The organism is Alkalispirochaeta alkalica DSM 8900 (genome assembly GCF_000373545.1).
GTDB lineage: Bacteria > Spirochaetota > Spirochaetia > DSM-27196 > Alkalispirochaetaceae > Alkalispirochaeta > Alkalispirochaeta alkalica.
Genome location: NZ_KB891747.1, coordinates 159,767 through 175,040 on the forward strand (window position 1 = coordinate 159,767; position 15,274 = coordinate 175,040).

At 63.7% G+C, this 15,274-nt stretch carries 11 protein-coding genes; 3 read left to right on the forward strand and 8 right to left on the reverse strand.

Features of this window, described 5'->3' with window-relative positions; all coding sequences use genetic code 11:
* Positions 1-43 precede the first annotated feature (43 nt).
* Positions 44-898 (forward strand): substrate-binding periplasmic protein, encoded by an 855-nt coding sequence (locus B071_RS17665; protein ID WP_018527480.1) that lies wholly within the window; start codon positions 44-46, stop codon positions 896-898.
* On the opposite strand, the gene B071_RS0112855 is transcribed toward B071_RS17665, so the two are convergent.
* Both B071_RS0112855 and B071_RS0112860 read right to left on the reverse strand, forming a co-directional pair.
* On the reverse strand, positions 885-1,808 hold the full coding sequence (locus B071_RS0112855) for an EamA family transporter (protein ID WP_018527481.1): 924 nt from the start codon (positions 1,806-1,808) through the stop codon (positions 885-887). The two genes, B071_RS17665 and B071_RS0112855, sit on opposite strands and share 14 nt — an antisense overlap.
* On the reverse strand, positions 1,799-2,782 hold the full coding sequence (locus B071_RS0112860; protein ID WP_157703226.1) for a sugar phosphate isomerase/epimerase family protein: 984 nt from the start codon (positions 2,780-2,782) through the stop codon (positions 1,799-1,801). Before B071_RS0112860 ends, B071_RS0112855 begins: the two co-directional genes overlap by 10 nt.
* Positions 2,783-2,939: 157 nt before the next feature.
* Here B071_RS0112860 and B071_RS0112865 point away from each other — a divergent pair, with 157 nt between their 5' ends.
* Both B071_RS0112865 and B071_RS0112870 read left to right on the forward strand, forming a co-directional pair.
* The gene (locus tag B071_RS0112865) at positions 2,940-4,364 is read left to right on the forward strand and encodes a Trk system potassium transport protein TrkA (RefSeq protein WP_026245227.1); all 1,425 of its coding nucleotides are present in this window, start codon (positions 2,940-2,942) and stop codon (positions 4,362-4,364) included.
* Positions 4,361-5,809: a TrkH family potassium uptake protein gene (locus B071_RS0112870; protein ID WP_018527484.1), complete on the forward strand. Its 1,449-nt coding sequence runs from the start codon at positions 4,361-4,363 to the stop codon at positions 5,807-5,809. Before B071_RS0112865 ends, B071_RS0112870 begins: the two co-directional genes overlap by 4 nt.
* A gap of 44 nt (positions 5,810-5,853) precedes the next feature.
* Here B071_RS0112870 and B071_RS0112875 read toward each other — a convergent pair whose 3' ends face one another.
* From B071_RS0112875 to B071_RS0112900, 6 genes are read right to left on the reverse strand one after another with little or no spacing between them, the layout of a single operon-like run.
* Positions 5,854-7,098 (reverse strand): hypothetical protein, encoded by a 1,245-nt coding sequence (locus B071_RS0112875; RefSeq protein WP_018527485.1) that lies wholly within the window; start codon positions 7,096-7,098, stop codon positions 5,854-5,856.
* Positions 7,088-9,976 carry a FecR family protein gene (locus B071_RS0112880; RefSeq protein ID WP_018527486.1) on the reverse strand — a complete coding sequence of 963 codons (2,889 nt, stop codon included), beginning with the start codon at positions 9,974-9,976 and terminating at the stop codon, positions 7,088-7,090. Before B071_RS0112880 ends, B071_RS0112875 begins: the two co-directional genes overlap by 11 nt.
* On the reverse strand, positions 9,957-11,813 hold the full coding sequence (locus B071_RS0112885) for an adenylate/guanylate cyclase domain-containing protein (RefSeq protein WP_018527487.1): 1,857 nt from the start codon (positions 11,811-11,813) through the stop codon (positions 9,957-9,959). Before B071_RS0112885 ends, B071_RS0112880 begins: the two co-directional genes overlap by 20 nt.
* Entirely contained in the window at positions 11,810-13,159 is a 1,350-nt protein-coding gene (locus B071_RS0112890; protein WP_018527488.1) for an InlB B-repeat-containing protein, read from the reverse strand. Before B071_RS0112890 ends, B071_RS0112885 begins: the two co-directional genes overlap by 4 nt.
* The gene (locus tag B071_RS0112895; protein WP_018527489.1) at positions 13,156-14,220 is read right to left on the reverse strand and encodes a cadherin-like beta sandwich domain-containing protein; all 1,065 of its coding nucleotides are present in this window, start codon (positions 14,218-14,220) and stop codon (positions 13,156-13,158) included. The genes B071_RS0112890 and B071_RS0112895 overlap by 4 nt, the downstream gene beginning before the upstream one ends.
* A gap of 2 nt (positions 14,221-14,222) precedes the next feature.
* Complete coding sequence (locus tag B071_RS0112900) at positions 14,223-15,263, reverse strand: Lcl domain-containing protein (protein WP_040588457.1); 1,041 nt, start codon at positions 15,261-15,263, stop codon at positions 14,223-14,225.
* Between the last annotated feature and the right edge of the window lie 11 nt (positions 15,264-15,274).

Sequence of the window (15,274 nt, forward strand, 5' to 3'; positions counted from 1 at the left end):
GGGAGAAATTGATACCTGGAAGAAATCGGGATACCTTGGGAGTGTGGAACAGATATCCGGGTCACGGGCCCTCCCGAGAAGCGCCCTCCTCGTCTTTCTGCTCCTGGCCCCGATCGGGCCGGTTGCACCCTCGGAGGAGCTGCATCTCCTGATTTCCTACGAGAACAAGGAGCAACCGCCCTACTACATGGGAAACACCGAGGATATTCTGCCCCGCCTGCCCGGCGTTGCTGTGGAGATGGTTCAGACTCTGGCCGAGGAAATTCCCCATCTGCGCATATCGATGGTACGGGTTCCCTGGGCCAGAAATCTGGCCGGCCTGGGCAACAGCACCTACGACGGGATCTTCAACGCCAGCTACCGGGAGGACAGGCTCCATCTGGGCTGGTACCCCACCACCGACGGCACCCACCGGGGGCCTCCCGATCCAGACCGGCGTATCACCACCCTGCGCTACGCTCTGTACCGGCACCGGGACTCGTCGCTCCGGTGGGACGGTGAGTCCCTTCGGGGAACTCCCGAGGCCCTGGCGGCTCTGGGGGCGCCCCTGGGCTATTCCATCGTTCAGGATCTGGAGGGGCGTGGCCACGCCCCTCGGGAGGTACCGGGAACGACCAACGCTCTGGAGATGATCCTTCTGAACCGGCTGGAGGGCGCCGTACTCCAGGAGGTGACGGCCGATGCCATTCTGGCAGCCCGACCCGAACGGTTTCAGCTCATCGTGAAGGAGGAAATTCCTCTTGAGGAGAAGGACTATTTCCTGATGCTCTCGCACCGCTTTGTCCGGAAGAACCCCGAACTGGCCCAACAGATATGGGACACTCTGGGGGAGATCCGCAGAACCCGGGGGGCAGAGCTCTATGGGCCCTATCTCCCGACTCGGACTACCCCAGACTGACCAGAACCAGCCCGGCGATAATGAGCACCGTACCCACCAGGCGTGGCGGGGTCAGTCGCTCCTGGAGCAACACAACGCCCATAAGCGTTCCCAGGGGCAGGCTCACCTGACGGAACGCCACCACATAGGAGACGTTCTGGGCAAACCCGTAGGCCACCAGAACCAGCCCGTAGGCAACCACAATGGCTGCCCCGGCCAGAAACGCCGACCCTCCCCAGAGCGCACGGAGAGACCGGCCGAATCGCCGGGGACCCTGTCTGAGAACGCCCAGAAAAGCCAGCACCGCCGCTGTGGAAGCTGACTGCAGGGCCGCATAGAGGAGCGGCGCCTGAAGACGAGCCATATCACCCGAGAGGGCGGCCCTGAAAGCGCTCAGGGCCCGGTCATCTACCAGGGAATAGCCCGTGGTACCCAGCCCTGCCAGGAAGGCGTAGAAAATCCACCTCCCCCAGAGATGGCCCGGCGAAAACCGGTCCAGACGCTCCTGGGGCAATACCAGGAGCCCCAGAGTTACCACGATCATCCCTGTCAGGGCCAGTTTCCCCGGAGGAGCTCCGTTCCCGAGGAGGAGAGAGGCCAGGATGAGAGAAAAGAGCGGAACCATCAGGACGGGAAAGGCCCGAGCCACCGGGTAGGCCACAGAGAGATCACCCCGCCGGTAGGCCCCGGCGAGCCCTCCAAAATAGAGCCCCTGGAAGATCCCCGTGGGCAGAAGATACCACCAGACCACGGGGGGGATCTGGCCCACGGCGCTCCGCCAGACCCACAGCAGGGGGAGCAGCAGAATAGCCCCCGTTGCGCTGGCCATGCAAAAATAGGCACCGTTCGCGCTGTCCCGCTTCCCCAGGAGGTTCCACCCGGCGTGAACCAGCGCCGAGACCAGCACCAGAAGGATTGCGGTTACCGACACCGCTCCCCCCCTGAACCACGAGCCGAGGAACCACGAGCCGAGGATGCACGAGCCAGGGAGACACGAGCCGCGAAATCCTCGCCTTTCCGCCGGGCCTCGGCCAGGAAGGCCCGGGAGTCACCCCCGTTGGTTCGTACATCGACCTCGAGCAGGAGGGGTTTTCCCGGCGGGTAGGGAGAGGCGGCGATGACTTCGGCGATGGTGTCCCAGGGGGAATCCCAGGTGAGGGGCGGGGAATGCTGATCTGCATCCCCGCGATTATCGTGCAAATGGAGCGTCCTGAGGCGCCTGCGGGCGAGATCGCAGGACCGGCGGAAGGCCTCATCCCCCAGAATAAAGGCGTGCCCTGTATCCCAGCAGAAATCAAGGTAGCCCGGATCGAAGCGTTCGAAGAAGTATTCCAGCGTCTCGAACCCCTGGAGGGTCAGGTCCCGCTCCTCCAGGCGATCGCTCTGGAAGAGGTTTTCCAGCACCAGCGAGACCCCGCTGTTCCTGACATACCGTTCCAGCTCGCGAAGGCTCTTTTCACCCTGGAGACGCCACTGATCGATACGGGAGGGATCGGTGATCATGGGGTGAAGGACAACGGTATCGCCTCCCAGCAGAGCGGTCATATCCACCCGGTTCCGGATCAGTTCGACCCCGGCCAGCCGTTCGTACTCGCAGGGGGAATACCAGCACTTCTCTACCCCGCTGGAACCGTGCATATCCACCAGCGAGAGCCCCAGGTTCTTCATGACCACGGCGATCGCCTGGACCTCGGGAGTCGTGTAGAGAAAATCGGTGTTCCATTGGTGCCCCCACATGACGTGGGAAAAGCCGGCCCGGGCGATCTCCTCCAGGGCGGGCCCGGGAGCTCCTCTGTCACCGACGTAATCTGTATTGATTCCCAGGGCAATCTCCACGGGCGCCTCCTCGTTATCCTGCAATCGGCTATCCTGCAACTGGCTATCCTGCAACTGGCTATCCTGCAATCGGCTATCCTGCAGCTGGCTATCCTGAACCGGATTTTCTGAACAGGGCCATCATACCGGAGGAGGGGCTTTGTGTCAGCCGAAGGCCCGGCCTCCGGAGAAGGGATATCCCGGGGCCCGTGACGGCCCTCGTCTTTTGTGATAGCATCCAGATCTTGTGAAAATCATAGTACTCGGCGGGGGATCCGTGGGATCCCAGATCGCACAACAGCTTATCGACGACAGGGTAGACGTTGTCCTGATCGAGGAAGATCCCGAGAAGGCCAGACTCCTGGCGAACCGTTTGGACTGCACCGTTCTGAACCAGCAGGGCAACAGCCTCGAAGCGCTGCGCCGCGCCGGCTGCGCCAGCGCCGATGTCTTTGTCGCCGTGACCGGGTCAGACGAGGTAAACATGGTGGCCTGCGGCCTCGTCTCCAGCGAGTTCCCCCTGCCCCGCAAGATCGCCCGCATCCGGAATATCAACTACTCCGAGGCGACTCTCTCGTCGCGGAAGTTTCTTGGAATCGACGCGATCGTAAACCCCGAGATCGAGGCTTCGCGGGAGCTGATCCAGAGTATCGAGCACGGCGCCATGAGCGACGTGATTCTCTTCTCTCACTCGGAACTCCAGATCAGGAACCTTCCCGTACCGAGGGGCGGTGCCGTTATCGGCCAGCCCCTGAAAGATGCCTTTGTCGAGATCGATGTCACCTTTCTCGTGGCTGCCATTTACCGCGATAACACCTACGTGATTCCCGACGGCAATACCGTGGTCAGGGAAAACGATATTCTCTACATCGTGGGCAAACGGGAAGACCTGGACGAGGTCTTCCGGTCCTTCGGGAAACACCGGCAGCAGCTGGACAAGGTGGTTATCGTGGGCGGGGGCAAGGCGGGGGTTCTCATCGCCGAGCACCTCCTGGGGCACTCCCGAAACCCCCTGGAGGACCCATCGATCCTCCAGCGGCTCAAGACCTCTCTCAGCCAGAAGAACCTCTTCAGGCAGAAACACGTGGTTCTGGTGGAGCGCGACTCCCGAAAGTGCAAGAACCTGGCCCAGCGTTTTCCCGAGGCCCTGGTGGTCAACGCCGATATCTCCGAGGAGGGGGTCTTCAGCGAGGAGAACCTGACCAACTCGGATCTGGTTCTGGCCGTGACAGATAACCAGGAGCTCAACATCGTGACGGCTCTCTCGGCCCGCTCCCTGGGTATCCCCCGGTCGGCCGTTCTTGTGAATAATACCAATTACGCAGCGATCTGCTCGCGCCTGGAGATCGACACCGTCACCAGCGTGAAGCAGGCCGTGATCAATTCGGTTCTCTACAACATCAAGCGCAGCGGGGCCCAGAGCGTCCACAGCCTCTTCGACGGGCGGCTGGAGGTGCTGGAGTTCCGGGTCGAGACGGGCTCCCGCCTGACCGGGCGGCCCCTGCGGGCTATCAGGTTTCCCCAGGATACCCTGCTCCTGGCCGTGAGCCGGGGCGAGGACCACTGGATTCCCGGGGGAGACTATACTCCGCAGGAAAACGACACCGTGGTGATCATCGGCAAGCGGGAACACGCCGATACACTGCAGGCTCTCTTTGTGGCGGCGCCGTGAACAAGCTCCTGGTTCTCCGCATTCTGGGGGTTCTGGCGGGGGTGGTGGCGATGATTCTCCTGATCCCCGCCGGGGTTGCCCTGATCTACCGGGAAGAGGCCGCTTTTCTCGCCTTCCTCCAGATCGCCCTGCCCACGGGAATCGCCGGGGCGGTTCTCTTCTGGCTCACCCGCGCGAGCGGGCTCACCCTCTCGAACCACGACGGGTTCCTGGTGGTGACCCTCTCGTGGGTCACCGTGGCTGCCCTGGGTGCCCTTCCCTTCTTTCTTACCGGGGCGATCCCGAGCTATACCGACGCCTTTTTTGAGACCATGTCGGGGTTTACCACCACGGGGGCCACGATTCTCACCGATATCGAGGTCTTGCCCCGGTCGCTGCTCTTCTGGCGATCCTTCACGCACTGGCTTGGGGGAATGGGGATCATCGTGCTTACCGTGGCGATCTTCCCGCTCCTGGGGTTCAAGGGGCTCCAGCTGGTCCGGGCAGAAGCCCCCGGGCCCTCGGTGGACAAGCTCACCCACAAGATCACCCATAGCGCAAAGATTCTCTGGCTCATCTATATCGCCCTCTCGGCGCTGGAGACGGTTCTCCTTCTGGCGGCGGGAATGGATCTCTTCGATTCCCTGACCCACACCTTCGGGACCATGGCGACGGGAGGGTTCTCTCCCCGCAACGCCAGCGTGGCGGCCTACAACTCCCTGGCGGTCGATACGATCATCACGGTCTTTATGGTCCTGGCGGGGGTAAACTTCGTTCTGTACTATAGCGTTATCACCGGGCGCTTCAGCACGGTCCTGCGCGACACCGAGCTGAAGGTCTATCTGGGGATCTTTGCCGTGGCCACGGCGATCACCACGGTGGCGCTCCACGGCGAGACCTACCGATCCTGGGGTGAGAGTCTGCGTTACGCCGCCTTTCAGACCGCCTCGATCCTCACCACCACGGGCTACGCCACGGCGGATTATCTCCACTGGCCCGGAGTGGCCATGACGGTGATCTTCCTCCTGATGTTCGTGGGGGGCTGCGCCGGATCGACGGGGGGAGGGATGAAGGTGGTGCGCCTCACAGCCCTCTTCAAGCAGGGGATCAACGAGATGAGCTACCTGCTCCACCCCCGGGGTGTTTTCTCTCCCCACATGAACGGGGCCCCCCTGAAAAAGACGATGCTCCTGGGGATCACGGGGTTTTTCTTCCTCTATTTCTTTCTGCTCCTCCTGACCACCCTGGTGGTCTCCCTCAGCGGAGCATCCCTGATGACCTCTTTTTCCACGGCCCTGGCGACGCTGGGGAATATCGGCCCCGGCTTTGAGACGATCGGACCCACGGGAAACTACGCAGCCTTTCCTCCGGCAATCAAGTGGTTTCTCTCGGCGATCATGCTGATCGGCCGTCTCGAGGTTTTCACCGTACTGATTCTCCTTACTCCCAGGTACTGGAGGAAGTAGAGCGGGCGATCCCGAGGCTCCCCGGAGAGCAGGAACGGGGAGCCTCAGAAATAGAGGCCCCCGTGAATGCCGGGGCTGACAAAGCCCGCCGTCTGGCTTTCGTAGAACACCGCCTGAAGCTGCACCCCCGCCTGGAGGCGTATATTTCGGGAAACACCGAAGCTCAGGAACGCGCCGCCAAAGAGGGCGGGATCGACCGTCTCCATCGATGGCCCCTCGCCCGCCTTGCGATAGTCGAAGTCCATCGTGGTATAGGCCAAACCGGGACCGAGACGCCCCACCAGAGCCAGCCGGGGCCCCAGGCGGTAGCGCCAGGAACCGTGGAGCCCCGCGACGAGGATCGTGGCCTGCAGGTCGGCATCGTCCTGGCCGCCCCCGAGGGAGGCGGCGCTGCAATGGAACCCGAGGCCCAGAAAGCTGCGGCGGCCCTTCACAAAGTAGAGGTCGCCCTGAAGGGTCAGGGCCACGGGGTAGATGCCGTCGTCCCAGAGATCGGTAAACCAGGAATCAAGGAGAGGAATCACCGGGGTCCAGCCCAGGGAGAGGGCGAAGTCGAGCGGTTTCTGATACCCCACCGGGAAGGGCAGCGATTGCAGGAGCCCCCCGGGGTTTTCCACGACAATCCGGTACTCCCCGGGGCTGATGGTGCCCACAGGAAGGGTGAGCGTGATCTCTTCCCCCGCTGCCGAAGAGGTGCCATCCTCCAGAATCCTCCGGTCCTGCTCTTCCAGAACGATAATTCGACCCTGATCGTTCTCCATCGTCACGAGAATATTCTCCTCCAGGTCCTCTCCCCGAAGAAGAATCCGGGACTGTCCCTGATCCAGGAAGAGCCGTGACGGAGAGACTTCGTCGATCCGGGGCTGACGCGCCCGAAGAACCGTCAGCGCTCTCCAGGAGGTCTGGAGATCGGCCCGGCCCAGCAGGTTGTAGAGGGTGATCCGGTAGCGATAGTCCCCCGGCGCGAGGTGAACCTCCAGGGAGGGGGTCTCCACGTATGTATCCAGAAAGACCTCACCCCCAGCGGGGGCTATCTCCACCCGATAGCGCAGGACGTGATCGACCGCTTCCCAGAAGAGGTGCTGGGTGTACCGGGGCGTTCCCGTCTCATCGAGAGCGAAGGAGAAATAGGAGCTCTCCCGGGGCGCGGCAGCGGCTCCCGGGTCTGCCAGGGCCGGGGCCGGGGGGAAGCAGAGTCGAAGGAGCAACAGAAAGGCCGCCACACGCAGGCGGGACCGGGCTGACCCCTGCCGGATCGACCGCCCCGGGGCACCGTAATCAGTAGCCATAGAGAGAATCCTGCAGAAAGAGCTGGGGGGCCCGGAGATCGGGCAGATCTACCCTGAAGCGGCCCGCAGCGACCAACCCCTCCTGGATAACCACCCGGGGCTCGTCCCGAAGCTGGCCCCGGACCTCCCAGCGGAAGTCCCCCCGGTCGAGGAGGGAGAGGTCCGTGAGAAGAAACTCGCTCTCTTCCAGCAGAAGATCGCCCACCAGGGAGGCGCCCGAGGACTCGCAGATCAGCCGGAAGACGTAGCGGTTCGCCCCCTCCAGGGGCTCCCAGGAGAAGCGGAGGTCCTCGGCCCGGCTCAGATAGGGAACTCCCAGGACGGTCCCCGATACCGGGGTCTCCAGCAGAGGCGGTTCCAGCAGGGGGATGGGAGCCACCGTGAAGGACCGGCGTTCCCTGCTGGAAAGATCGAACCCCCGGTACTCGCTGCGTATCCGCCAGTCGTACGTTCCCCGGGGCAGGCCCTTCAGGGTCACCCGCTGTTCCCCCGCTCCGGGATCGAGGGGGAGTTCCCCGCCGGGGAACTCCCGGGGGTTCACCCTCTGACCGTCGCGAAAGAGTTCAAGATCAATTGCACCGGAGCGCTCCCGGGACACCCAGGAAAGCTCCACCCCCTGCCTCAGCGCCTCGAGTCCCGCAAAGGTGGCGTGATCGGAGGGTTCCTGCAGTTCTGCGGGGAAGAGCCTCCGGGAGGAAAAGTCCCCGGTGGTGCGATAACCGATGAGACGGGAGTTTTTCTCCGTTTCCAGGGCAAAGGCCTGCAGCACGACGCGATACCTCCCCGAGGGGAGGCTGCCCAGGGGAATCGGGAGGAACGGTTCGGGAAGGAATCGCTCTTCCAGGATCGCCTCCCCGGGCTGATCCTCCCGGAAGAGCTGAACCCGGTAAAACCCTGCCCCTTCCACGGGGGTCCAGCGGAGCTCCGTGATATCTCCCTGGAGCAGGAGGTGCTCCTGGCCCTCCAGGGGATGATACAGCCGGGGCGGGTCCAGGGGAGGGACAACCCGGAGCGTTCGGGCTGGCGTTTCCAGGAAGACCGAACCGTCCACGTTGTACGTTCGCAGGCGCCAATGGTACGTTCCCGGGGGCCAGGCCCTGCCGAAGAGGGATTCTCCCTGGAGTCTCTCTTCCATAAGAAGGTCGGAAAAGTCGTCGTTTCGGGAGATCTGGAAGTTCGTGGAGGCCGAAAAGTTCCGGGACCAGGTGAATCGGGCCTCGGGGCCGAGCGATCCTGCCAGAATGTACCCGTCGGGAGGGAAGATCGGCCGCAGGGCAAAGCGTCCGTCCACGATTTCCAGAGATCGGGCCGGGGAAGGTTCCGACCAGGATCCTTCCGAATCCTCCCATCGCACCGTCCAGAAGAGGGTTCCCTCGCCGGTGATCCCCTTCAGGGAGGGGGGATCGAGCACGAGAAAGGGCTGCTCCGTTTGAGCCTGCACCAGGGGGTGCGAAGGATCGGAGGCATCGACCAGACGCAGCTCGTACCGTCTGGCGCCATCCCGGGGAAGCCAGGAGAAGGAGAGGCCCTCCCCGGCGAGGCGCAGGACCTCCAGGAAGGTGCCCTCGGCGGGCTGCCGTGGTTCCACGGGCTCCAGGGCCCCTCCCGCCGAGAGGTGAAACACCCCCTCTTCGGAAGGGAGTGGGGGGTGGAGGTATTCACCGGGGAAGACGGCCTGCACTCTCCAGTACCAGCTTCCCTCGTGAAGCCCCTCGAGGGAGATTCCGGGGAGGGCCGTCCGATACCTCCTGAGGCCGGAGGAAAACTCTCCGTCCCGGGAGAGTTCCAGGAGGTAGGCCGTCGCCTGGGGAGTTTCCTGCCAGGCAAAGCGCACACGGGGCGGAACGGTGCGGTAGGAAAAAATCTTCTCCCGGGCTGGTGCCAGAAGGCGTGGCGGCGGCAGGTGATGCACGGCGAAGCGTCTCACAGGGGACGAGAGATCTCCCCCGGGGGCCCGAAGTCGCCAGTACCACTCGCCCTGACCGAGGGGGAGGGAGACCGTTTCGGGTTCCCCGGCGCGAGCGGGAACAGCCAGGCGGTGCACCACCGGGGGGGAGGAGAAATCCCCCGTGGGGGCGATCTCCAGGAGCAGCTCACGGCCCTCTGGCGGAACCGGGTCTGCCGGGTCTGCCGGGCCTGCCGGGCCTGCCAGGTGTGACTCCCCAGGGACGGTGGTGGTGGCCTCCGCCTCGGCCAGGGAGAAACGGAACGGAATGGACGATTCCCCCTGATACTGGTGTATGAGCCTGCTGTTCTGGCGGGGCCAGAGGGGTATTATCCGGTGCGGCTGGTGATGGCCCTCGCCGGTGCTGGTATTGAGGGTGTAGGTGCTGTGCTCGGAAACGCGGATCGTCTCTCCCTGATCCGTTATGATCTCGGCTTCTCCCCGGGCCACGTCCAGGGAAAACTCCCGGGCATCGCCCGAGATGGTCACTGCCTCGGCGCTGTCGGCGCTGATTGTGACGGAACCGATCCGCACCGACCGGAGACTGCTGCCCTGGAGGTCCCCTCCCACGAAGATCGTCCCCTCGAGAAATTCGATCTCCCTGATCATGCCCTGGACGTCCAGGGCAACCAGGGAATGCTCCAGAAGATCCAGGGTGGTTCCGTCGTCGAAGACGATGCCCGCCTCGGACTGCCCCGCTGTTCTCAGGGTGTCGCCGTGATAGACGAGGGCGTAGTTGCTGAGCCGCTCCCAGCGGAGGCTCCGGGATGGTCTGCGCGTGGCGGTGCGTCGGCGGAAGACGATGTGCCCCACCTGATCGGTCTCATCGCCCCGCGAGTTCGCCTGGATCTCCCCGTAATAGGCAAAGCCCAGGCAGAGGATCGCCAGGGCCGCTCCCAGGGATACGAGAAGATCACTCCGGGAGAATCTCATACTTTACTTCGTTCTCCCCGTCCGGCCCGGTGGTGCCGGAAGTATGCAGCGCGCCCGGAGCAGCCATCCCCAGGAGTTGCCGTACTTCCTCCAGCGTCTGGGGGCCCTTGAGACCCTTCAGGTTTATCACGGCGTAGATCTTGAGAGGCGCGGTTTTTCCTTTTACCCTGATGGGCGGCATCTCCTCGGCCAGGAGGTGGTCCCGGACCAGCTCCCAGGTGAACTCCGAGATGAGGATGTCCGTCCCCAGGGGCTTGTTCAGAGCCTCGATACGGCTCGCCAGATTCACCGCATCGCCGATCACGGTGTATTCCATCCGCTCCGCCGAGCCGATCTGCCCTGCCAGACAGATTCCGGTGTTAACCCCGCAGCCGATCCGGATGATCGGCTTGCCCGGCCCTCCCCGGTCCCGGTTGAAGGTGAGGAGCGCTTCCCGCATCATCAGCATCGACTTGATCGACAGCAGCGCGTCGGCCTGGGCGGAGCCCTGCGAGACGGGGGCTCCCCAGACGGCCATGATCGCGTCGCCGATAAACTTGTCCACCACGCCGTGGGTTTTCTCCACACAGGAGACCATGAGGGTCATGTACTCGTTGAGGAACTCCACCACCGATTCCGGGTCCATGGTCTCGCTGATCGCCGTGAAGGAGCGAATGTCGGAGAAGAAGATCGTTGCGGTCTTTCGCTGTCCTCCCAGTTCCAGCCGCCCCTGGAGGGCCTGCTCAGCGATATCCTTGTTCACAAACTTTCCGAAGGTATCCTTGATCCGCTCGCGCTCGGCCAGGCCCCGGCCCATCTCCACGAAGCGCTCCGTGAGAAGCCCCAGTTCGTCCCGGGTGGTGGGACGAAGCGCCAGTTCGAAGTGGCCTTCCTGGATCTGGCGCGCCCCCCGGACCAGGGCCATCACGGGGCGGCTCACGGTTTTGGAAAAGAACCAGACCGCGAGAACCGAGAGGACCAGAACGATTCCCGTGAGGTAGAGGTTCTGCCGCACCACGGCCAGGGCAGCCACCAGAACGACGTCCCGGGATATCCGGGAGAGCACTGCCGCCTGGCCGAAGGGGATCTTGCGGAAGGCTCCGAAAAAGAGGTCCCCCGAGGGGGCCTCGTACTGGATCTGCATCGTTTCCAGGGGGGTGGTGAACATCTGCTCCACCAGGGGGTCCGTGCCGTAACTGACCTCCAGAAGGACCAGGTCCTGATCGGGATGCGCCAGGACTTCGCCCCGATAGCCCACCAGGTAGGGTTCGCTGGCCGCGTTGGTCTGGAGGATCGCCTGGAGGTGCTCCGTGGAGAAGATCAGTACCATGGCGTTATCGGACCCCATATCGGTGTAGGGAACGGCCAGAAGCGCTGTGGGTATTCCCGTGGCTCCGCTCACGTTCACCAGCACCGTCTCCCCTTCCCTGGCCCGGTCCATGACGGTCCTGTTCCGTTCGAGAATAATCCCGATCGTCTCCTCTTCCAGTTCCCAGGCCGAGAGGAAGGAACGGTTATGGAGGCTCTGCTCTCCGGGGACCCCCAGGTAGGCTACCACGGGGTTTCGGGCAAAGTAGTTTCCCCCGGCCAGGTCTTCGGCGGCCGGGTTGCCCCCGAACTCCCGCAGGGTGTCCAGAAGGGAGAGGGCCCCCGAGTAGAGGGAGTGAAGCTCGTTTTCGACCTGCACCGCCAGAATCTGGCTCAGGAGGAGGTTCTGCTCTTCTCCCCGGATTCGGGAGTCTTCGGCGTAAAACCAGGTGGCAAGACCCGTGACGAGTCCCATGGAGATGACCACGATGAGAGAGATGATGCCGATCAGCTTCACCACCAGGGGAAGGGAGACTCTTCGCTCTCTCACGGATCCACCACCCACTGGGCAAAGAGCCTTGTATCACCGTCGAGGGTGATCTGATCACCGGGTTCGTAGTCTATGCCTCCGCCATCGCGGGCTGTGTTCCATGTGTCGAACTCCATATTTTCTCCGGTGTAGCCGGGGGGAGTCAGCCCGGTTGCCTGGGCAACCGTCACCGCTTCTTCGGAATTGACGGTTTGCGTAGAGACGGTACCCGTCCCGCCGTTCGGGTCGTAGAAAAGCCTGTAGGTCCGATAACAGGTGATGGTATATTCCCGGCGGGATACGCGGTCGGGGCCGGTGACGGCAACGCGCAGGTCCTTTCGCTCGGTATGGGCCAGGGGGGGACTCAGGGCGCCCGAGAGAAGGGGGGTCCAGTCTCCGTTGTCCCAGGAGTAGGCTATCTGCTGTCCCTGTTCGGCCCCGGTTGCGATAAATCGCAGGGGCTCGGTCCCCGCCAGAGAGATTGTGTAGGCCAGGTGCCCGGCGTTGAAGCCCACCGCGGGGGATCCGTTGCGCTTCAGTTCACCCGCAACAAAGGAGAGGTCCGAGAGGGCGTTGGCGGCGCGCAGGAACTCATCAGCGGAAAAGAGCCGTTCCTCCAGGAGCTCCCCCGACGAGGGGTCAATCCACCGGTTGGAGACCTGGCCGGTCCAGATGTTCAGGGCCTCGCGGAAGGTTCCCCGGAGCACCGGGTCGGGATCGGCGGGGGGCGTGTAGAAGGAAATGACCAGCGAATGAGCCCCTCCGGGAAGGCCCGCCAGAGAGATTGTAACCCGGAGGGTTCCGGGAAGGGAGGTGTCAAAATCTGCGCTCTCGTAGGTCGCCTCCATCCCGGCGATCCCCTCGATGCGCGCGGTGATCCGGCTGATCCCCATCTGAACCGGCCAGGCCAGGCGCAACGAGAGGCTGCCCGAGGTGCCCTGATCGTTCTGGAGGTACTGGACCTCCACGCCCAGAGGATCGTTGGGACCTCCCTGAAGAACAAGACCCGTACGCTCTCCCCTGGCGAGGACGGCCCCCTCCTGGTCCAGCCCCTCCACGATGAGGTCCCAGGTCCCCTGATAGAGGGTGTCCACCTGATGGGTTGTTTCCGTTCCGGAGATCTCCCAGGAGACCTCCGTGCCGTGAGTGGTACAGGAAAAGGTCCCCCGCCAGAGATCGACCGATCCGGAGAGATCGGGCATCACCGTGGAGACCGAGACGGCAGCGGGATCGCTCCCCCGGGGCAGGAGGTGGATCTCCACCAGGGCGGGCTCCCCTGCCCCTCCGAAGGAACGCTCGGAGGGTGCCTCGAAGGGAGCGGTGCAGGAGCAGAGCAGGGCCAGAAGAGCTCCGACGAGGGCGATCACGGGCGCACCACCTGAACGGTGTAGGTCCGGGTTGTCTCCCTGTCGGCGGCTGTGACGATCACCTCGAGGGTTGCGGTGGTTTCACCCGCAGGAAAAGAGACAATTCGGGTCTGGTCGTCCTGGACGGGCTCGGGGGCGCTGCTGTTCCACCGGTAGGAGATGGTCTGCCGGGTGGAGGCACCCCTGCCCCGAAGGGCGATCTGCTGGGCAGAGCCTGCGCTCAGGGTATAGGTGGTGACGGCGGGAGAAAAGGGTGGGTCCAGCTCCCCCGGAGCGAGACGGAGTTCTTCCAGCCCGACCCCGGGGCAGAGAAAGAAACTCTCGTCCAGCAACCGTTCGGTCTGCAGGGTCCCATCGGTGTCGATCCATCTGTCGGAGACGACCCCGTCCCAGACGTTGATCGTCTCCAGGAGCGTTGCTGCCACGGCTCCGGAGGCCCCTCCCCGACGGAAGACAACCTTCAGCGGCCAGGATCCGCCGGGGATGGAGGTGCTCTCCAGGAGGGTCCGGGCGGTTCCTCCCGCGACCACGAGAGAGGGGGTTGCGCTGAAGTGTCCCTTGATGGTGGCTTCCAGATAGTCCACGCCGGTTCCCGAGGGGAAGGCCAGGGCGAGGGAGAAGCCCCCTTCGGTTCCCGGATCGCCGCTTTGCAGGAACCGGATCTGGGGTGTTCGTTCCTCCGAGGCCCCAGGGGCCAGGAGAATTCCCTGGTCCCCCCCCCGGGCCACGACCGTCCCGTCCGACGAGAGCCCCTCCACTACCAGATCCCACAACCCGGGATAGAGGTCACCCATCGTGACCGGTTCGCTCGCACCGGCCCCGACGGTGACCTCCCGTTCGGTCTGGTCGGTCTGGTTGCGAAGGGTGAGTCGCCACTCCACCACGAGGGCGGAGAAGTCGGGGATCACCGTAGCCGGCGAGAGGCTCCCCCGGCCGGGCAACCGAACCGTCAGGGCGGGGGATTCCCCGGGCGCGAGGGCGTTCTGGAAGGGTGAGCTGCACGATGCCAGAAGGAGGACTGCCGGAATCGCCAGGATCAACAGAAACCGTGGATTTTTCATGGTCAAAACCTCCGTACCGGGCGGACCGTGTATTTCAAACCTTTATGAGCAGAATTTTCATTATTCTGGCGATTTCGCAGCCAAGCTTTATCGGGCTCCAGAAAATCTTGTGTTGATGACCAGTACGCGATCTCGTCCAACTCAAGACTCTCTCCGGCCGGTGGGTCGGAGGTGTTATACATCATCATCGCTGCCAGTTCATTCCGTGAGGGCAGGAACCAGTCGTGGTAGTCACGTCCATCGTGGGTGATGTGCAGGGCGAGGCAGACTCGGGCTGCATTCGGCTGCTGCGCCGTCTGCCCTTCATCGATAGCGCGAGAGTTCTCGAGGCCCCGACCGATCAGGGAAGTCAAGCCAGGAATGGATTGATATTCTCCCCCGCCAATCCATTCATACCGAGGATCCTCCACCTGACCGTACCAGCCACTTGGGGCCGCCTCGAGAAAACGCCAACCCGCGGTCTCGTGATCGGGGTAGTGGTCGTAAAAGATGACCCCCCCCGCGGGGCCACTGCCGCCGACGCTGTAGTCCTCGTAGTCGACGCGCTCGATCTCCACCGTCCGGGAGTCCGATACCCCGCCCCCGGCGTAGACCGCCNGNACCTCGACCNGATANATCCCGGGGTCGACGTCCATGATCCGGGCCGCCCCGGCCCCGGGAGCAACAGAGAAGAGATCCCCTTCTCCCGGCCCGCCCAAGAGGACCCACGAGACCTGTATCCCCTCCAGAGCGGGGGAAACGGGATCGGTCCAGGTCAGGTCCAGGGTATGGGTTGTATTGTTTGCAGAACCCTGAAGGTTCTTCACGGGCAACAGTTCGGGCTCCCAGGAGGCCCGGAACAGAACGTGTTTCCCGGGCATGGTGAAGGTATCCCCGGGCTGATGGAGGCCTCCGGGTTCGGAACCGGGGGGGATATCATCGCTCTGCCAGCCGAGAAAATCATAACCTGCCCGGGACGGCTCAGCCCCAAGGGGAACGGTATCCCCCGGAGCGTGTTCGCTCTCTGCCGGGGCGGGCGTTCCCCCGGCCGCGTCGTACCACACGGTGTAGGTCG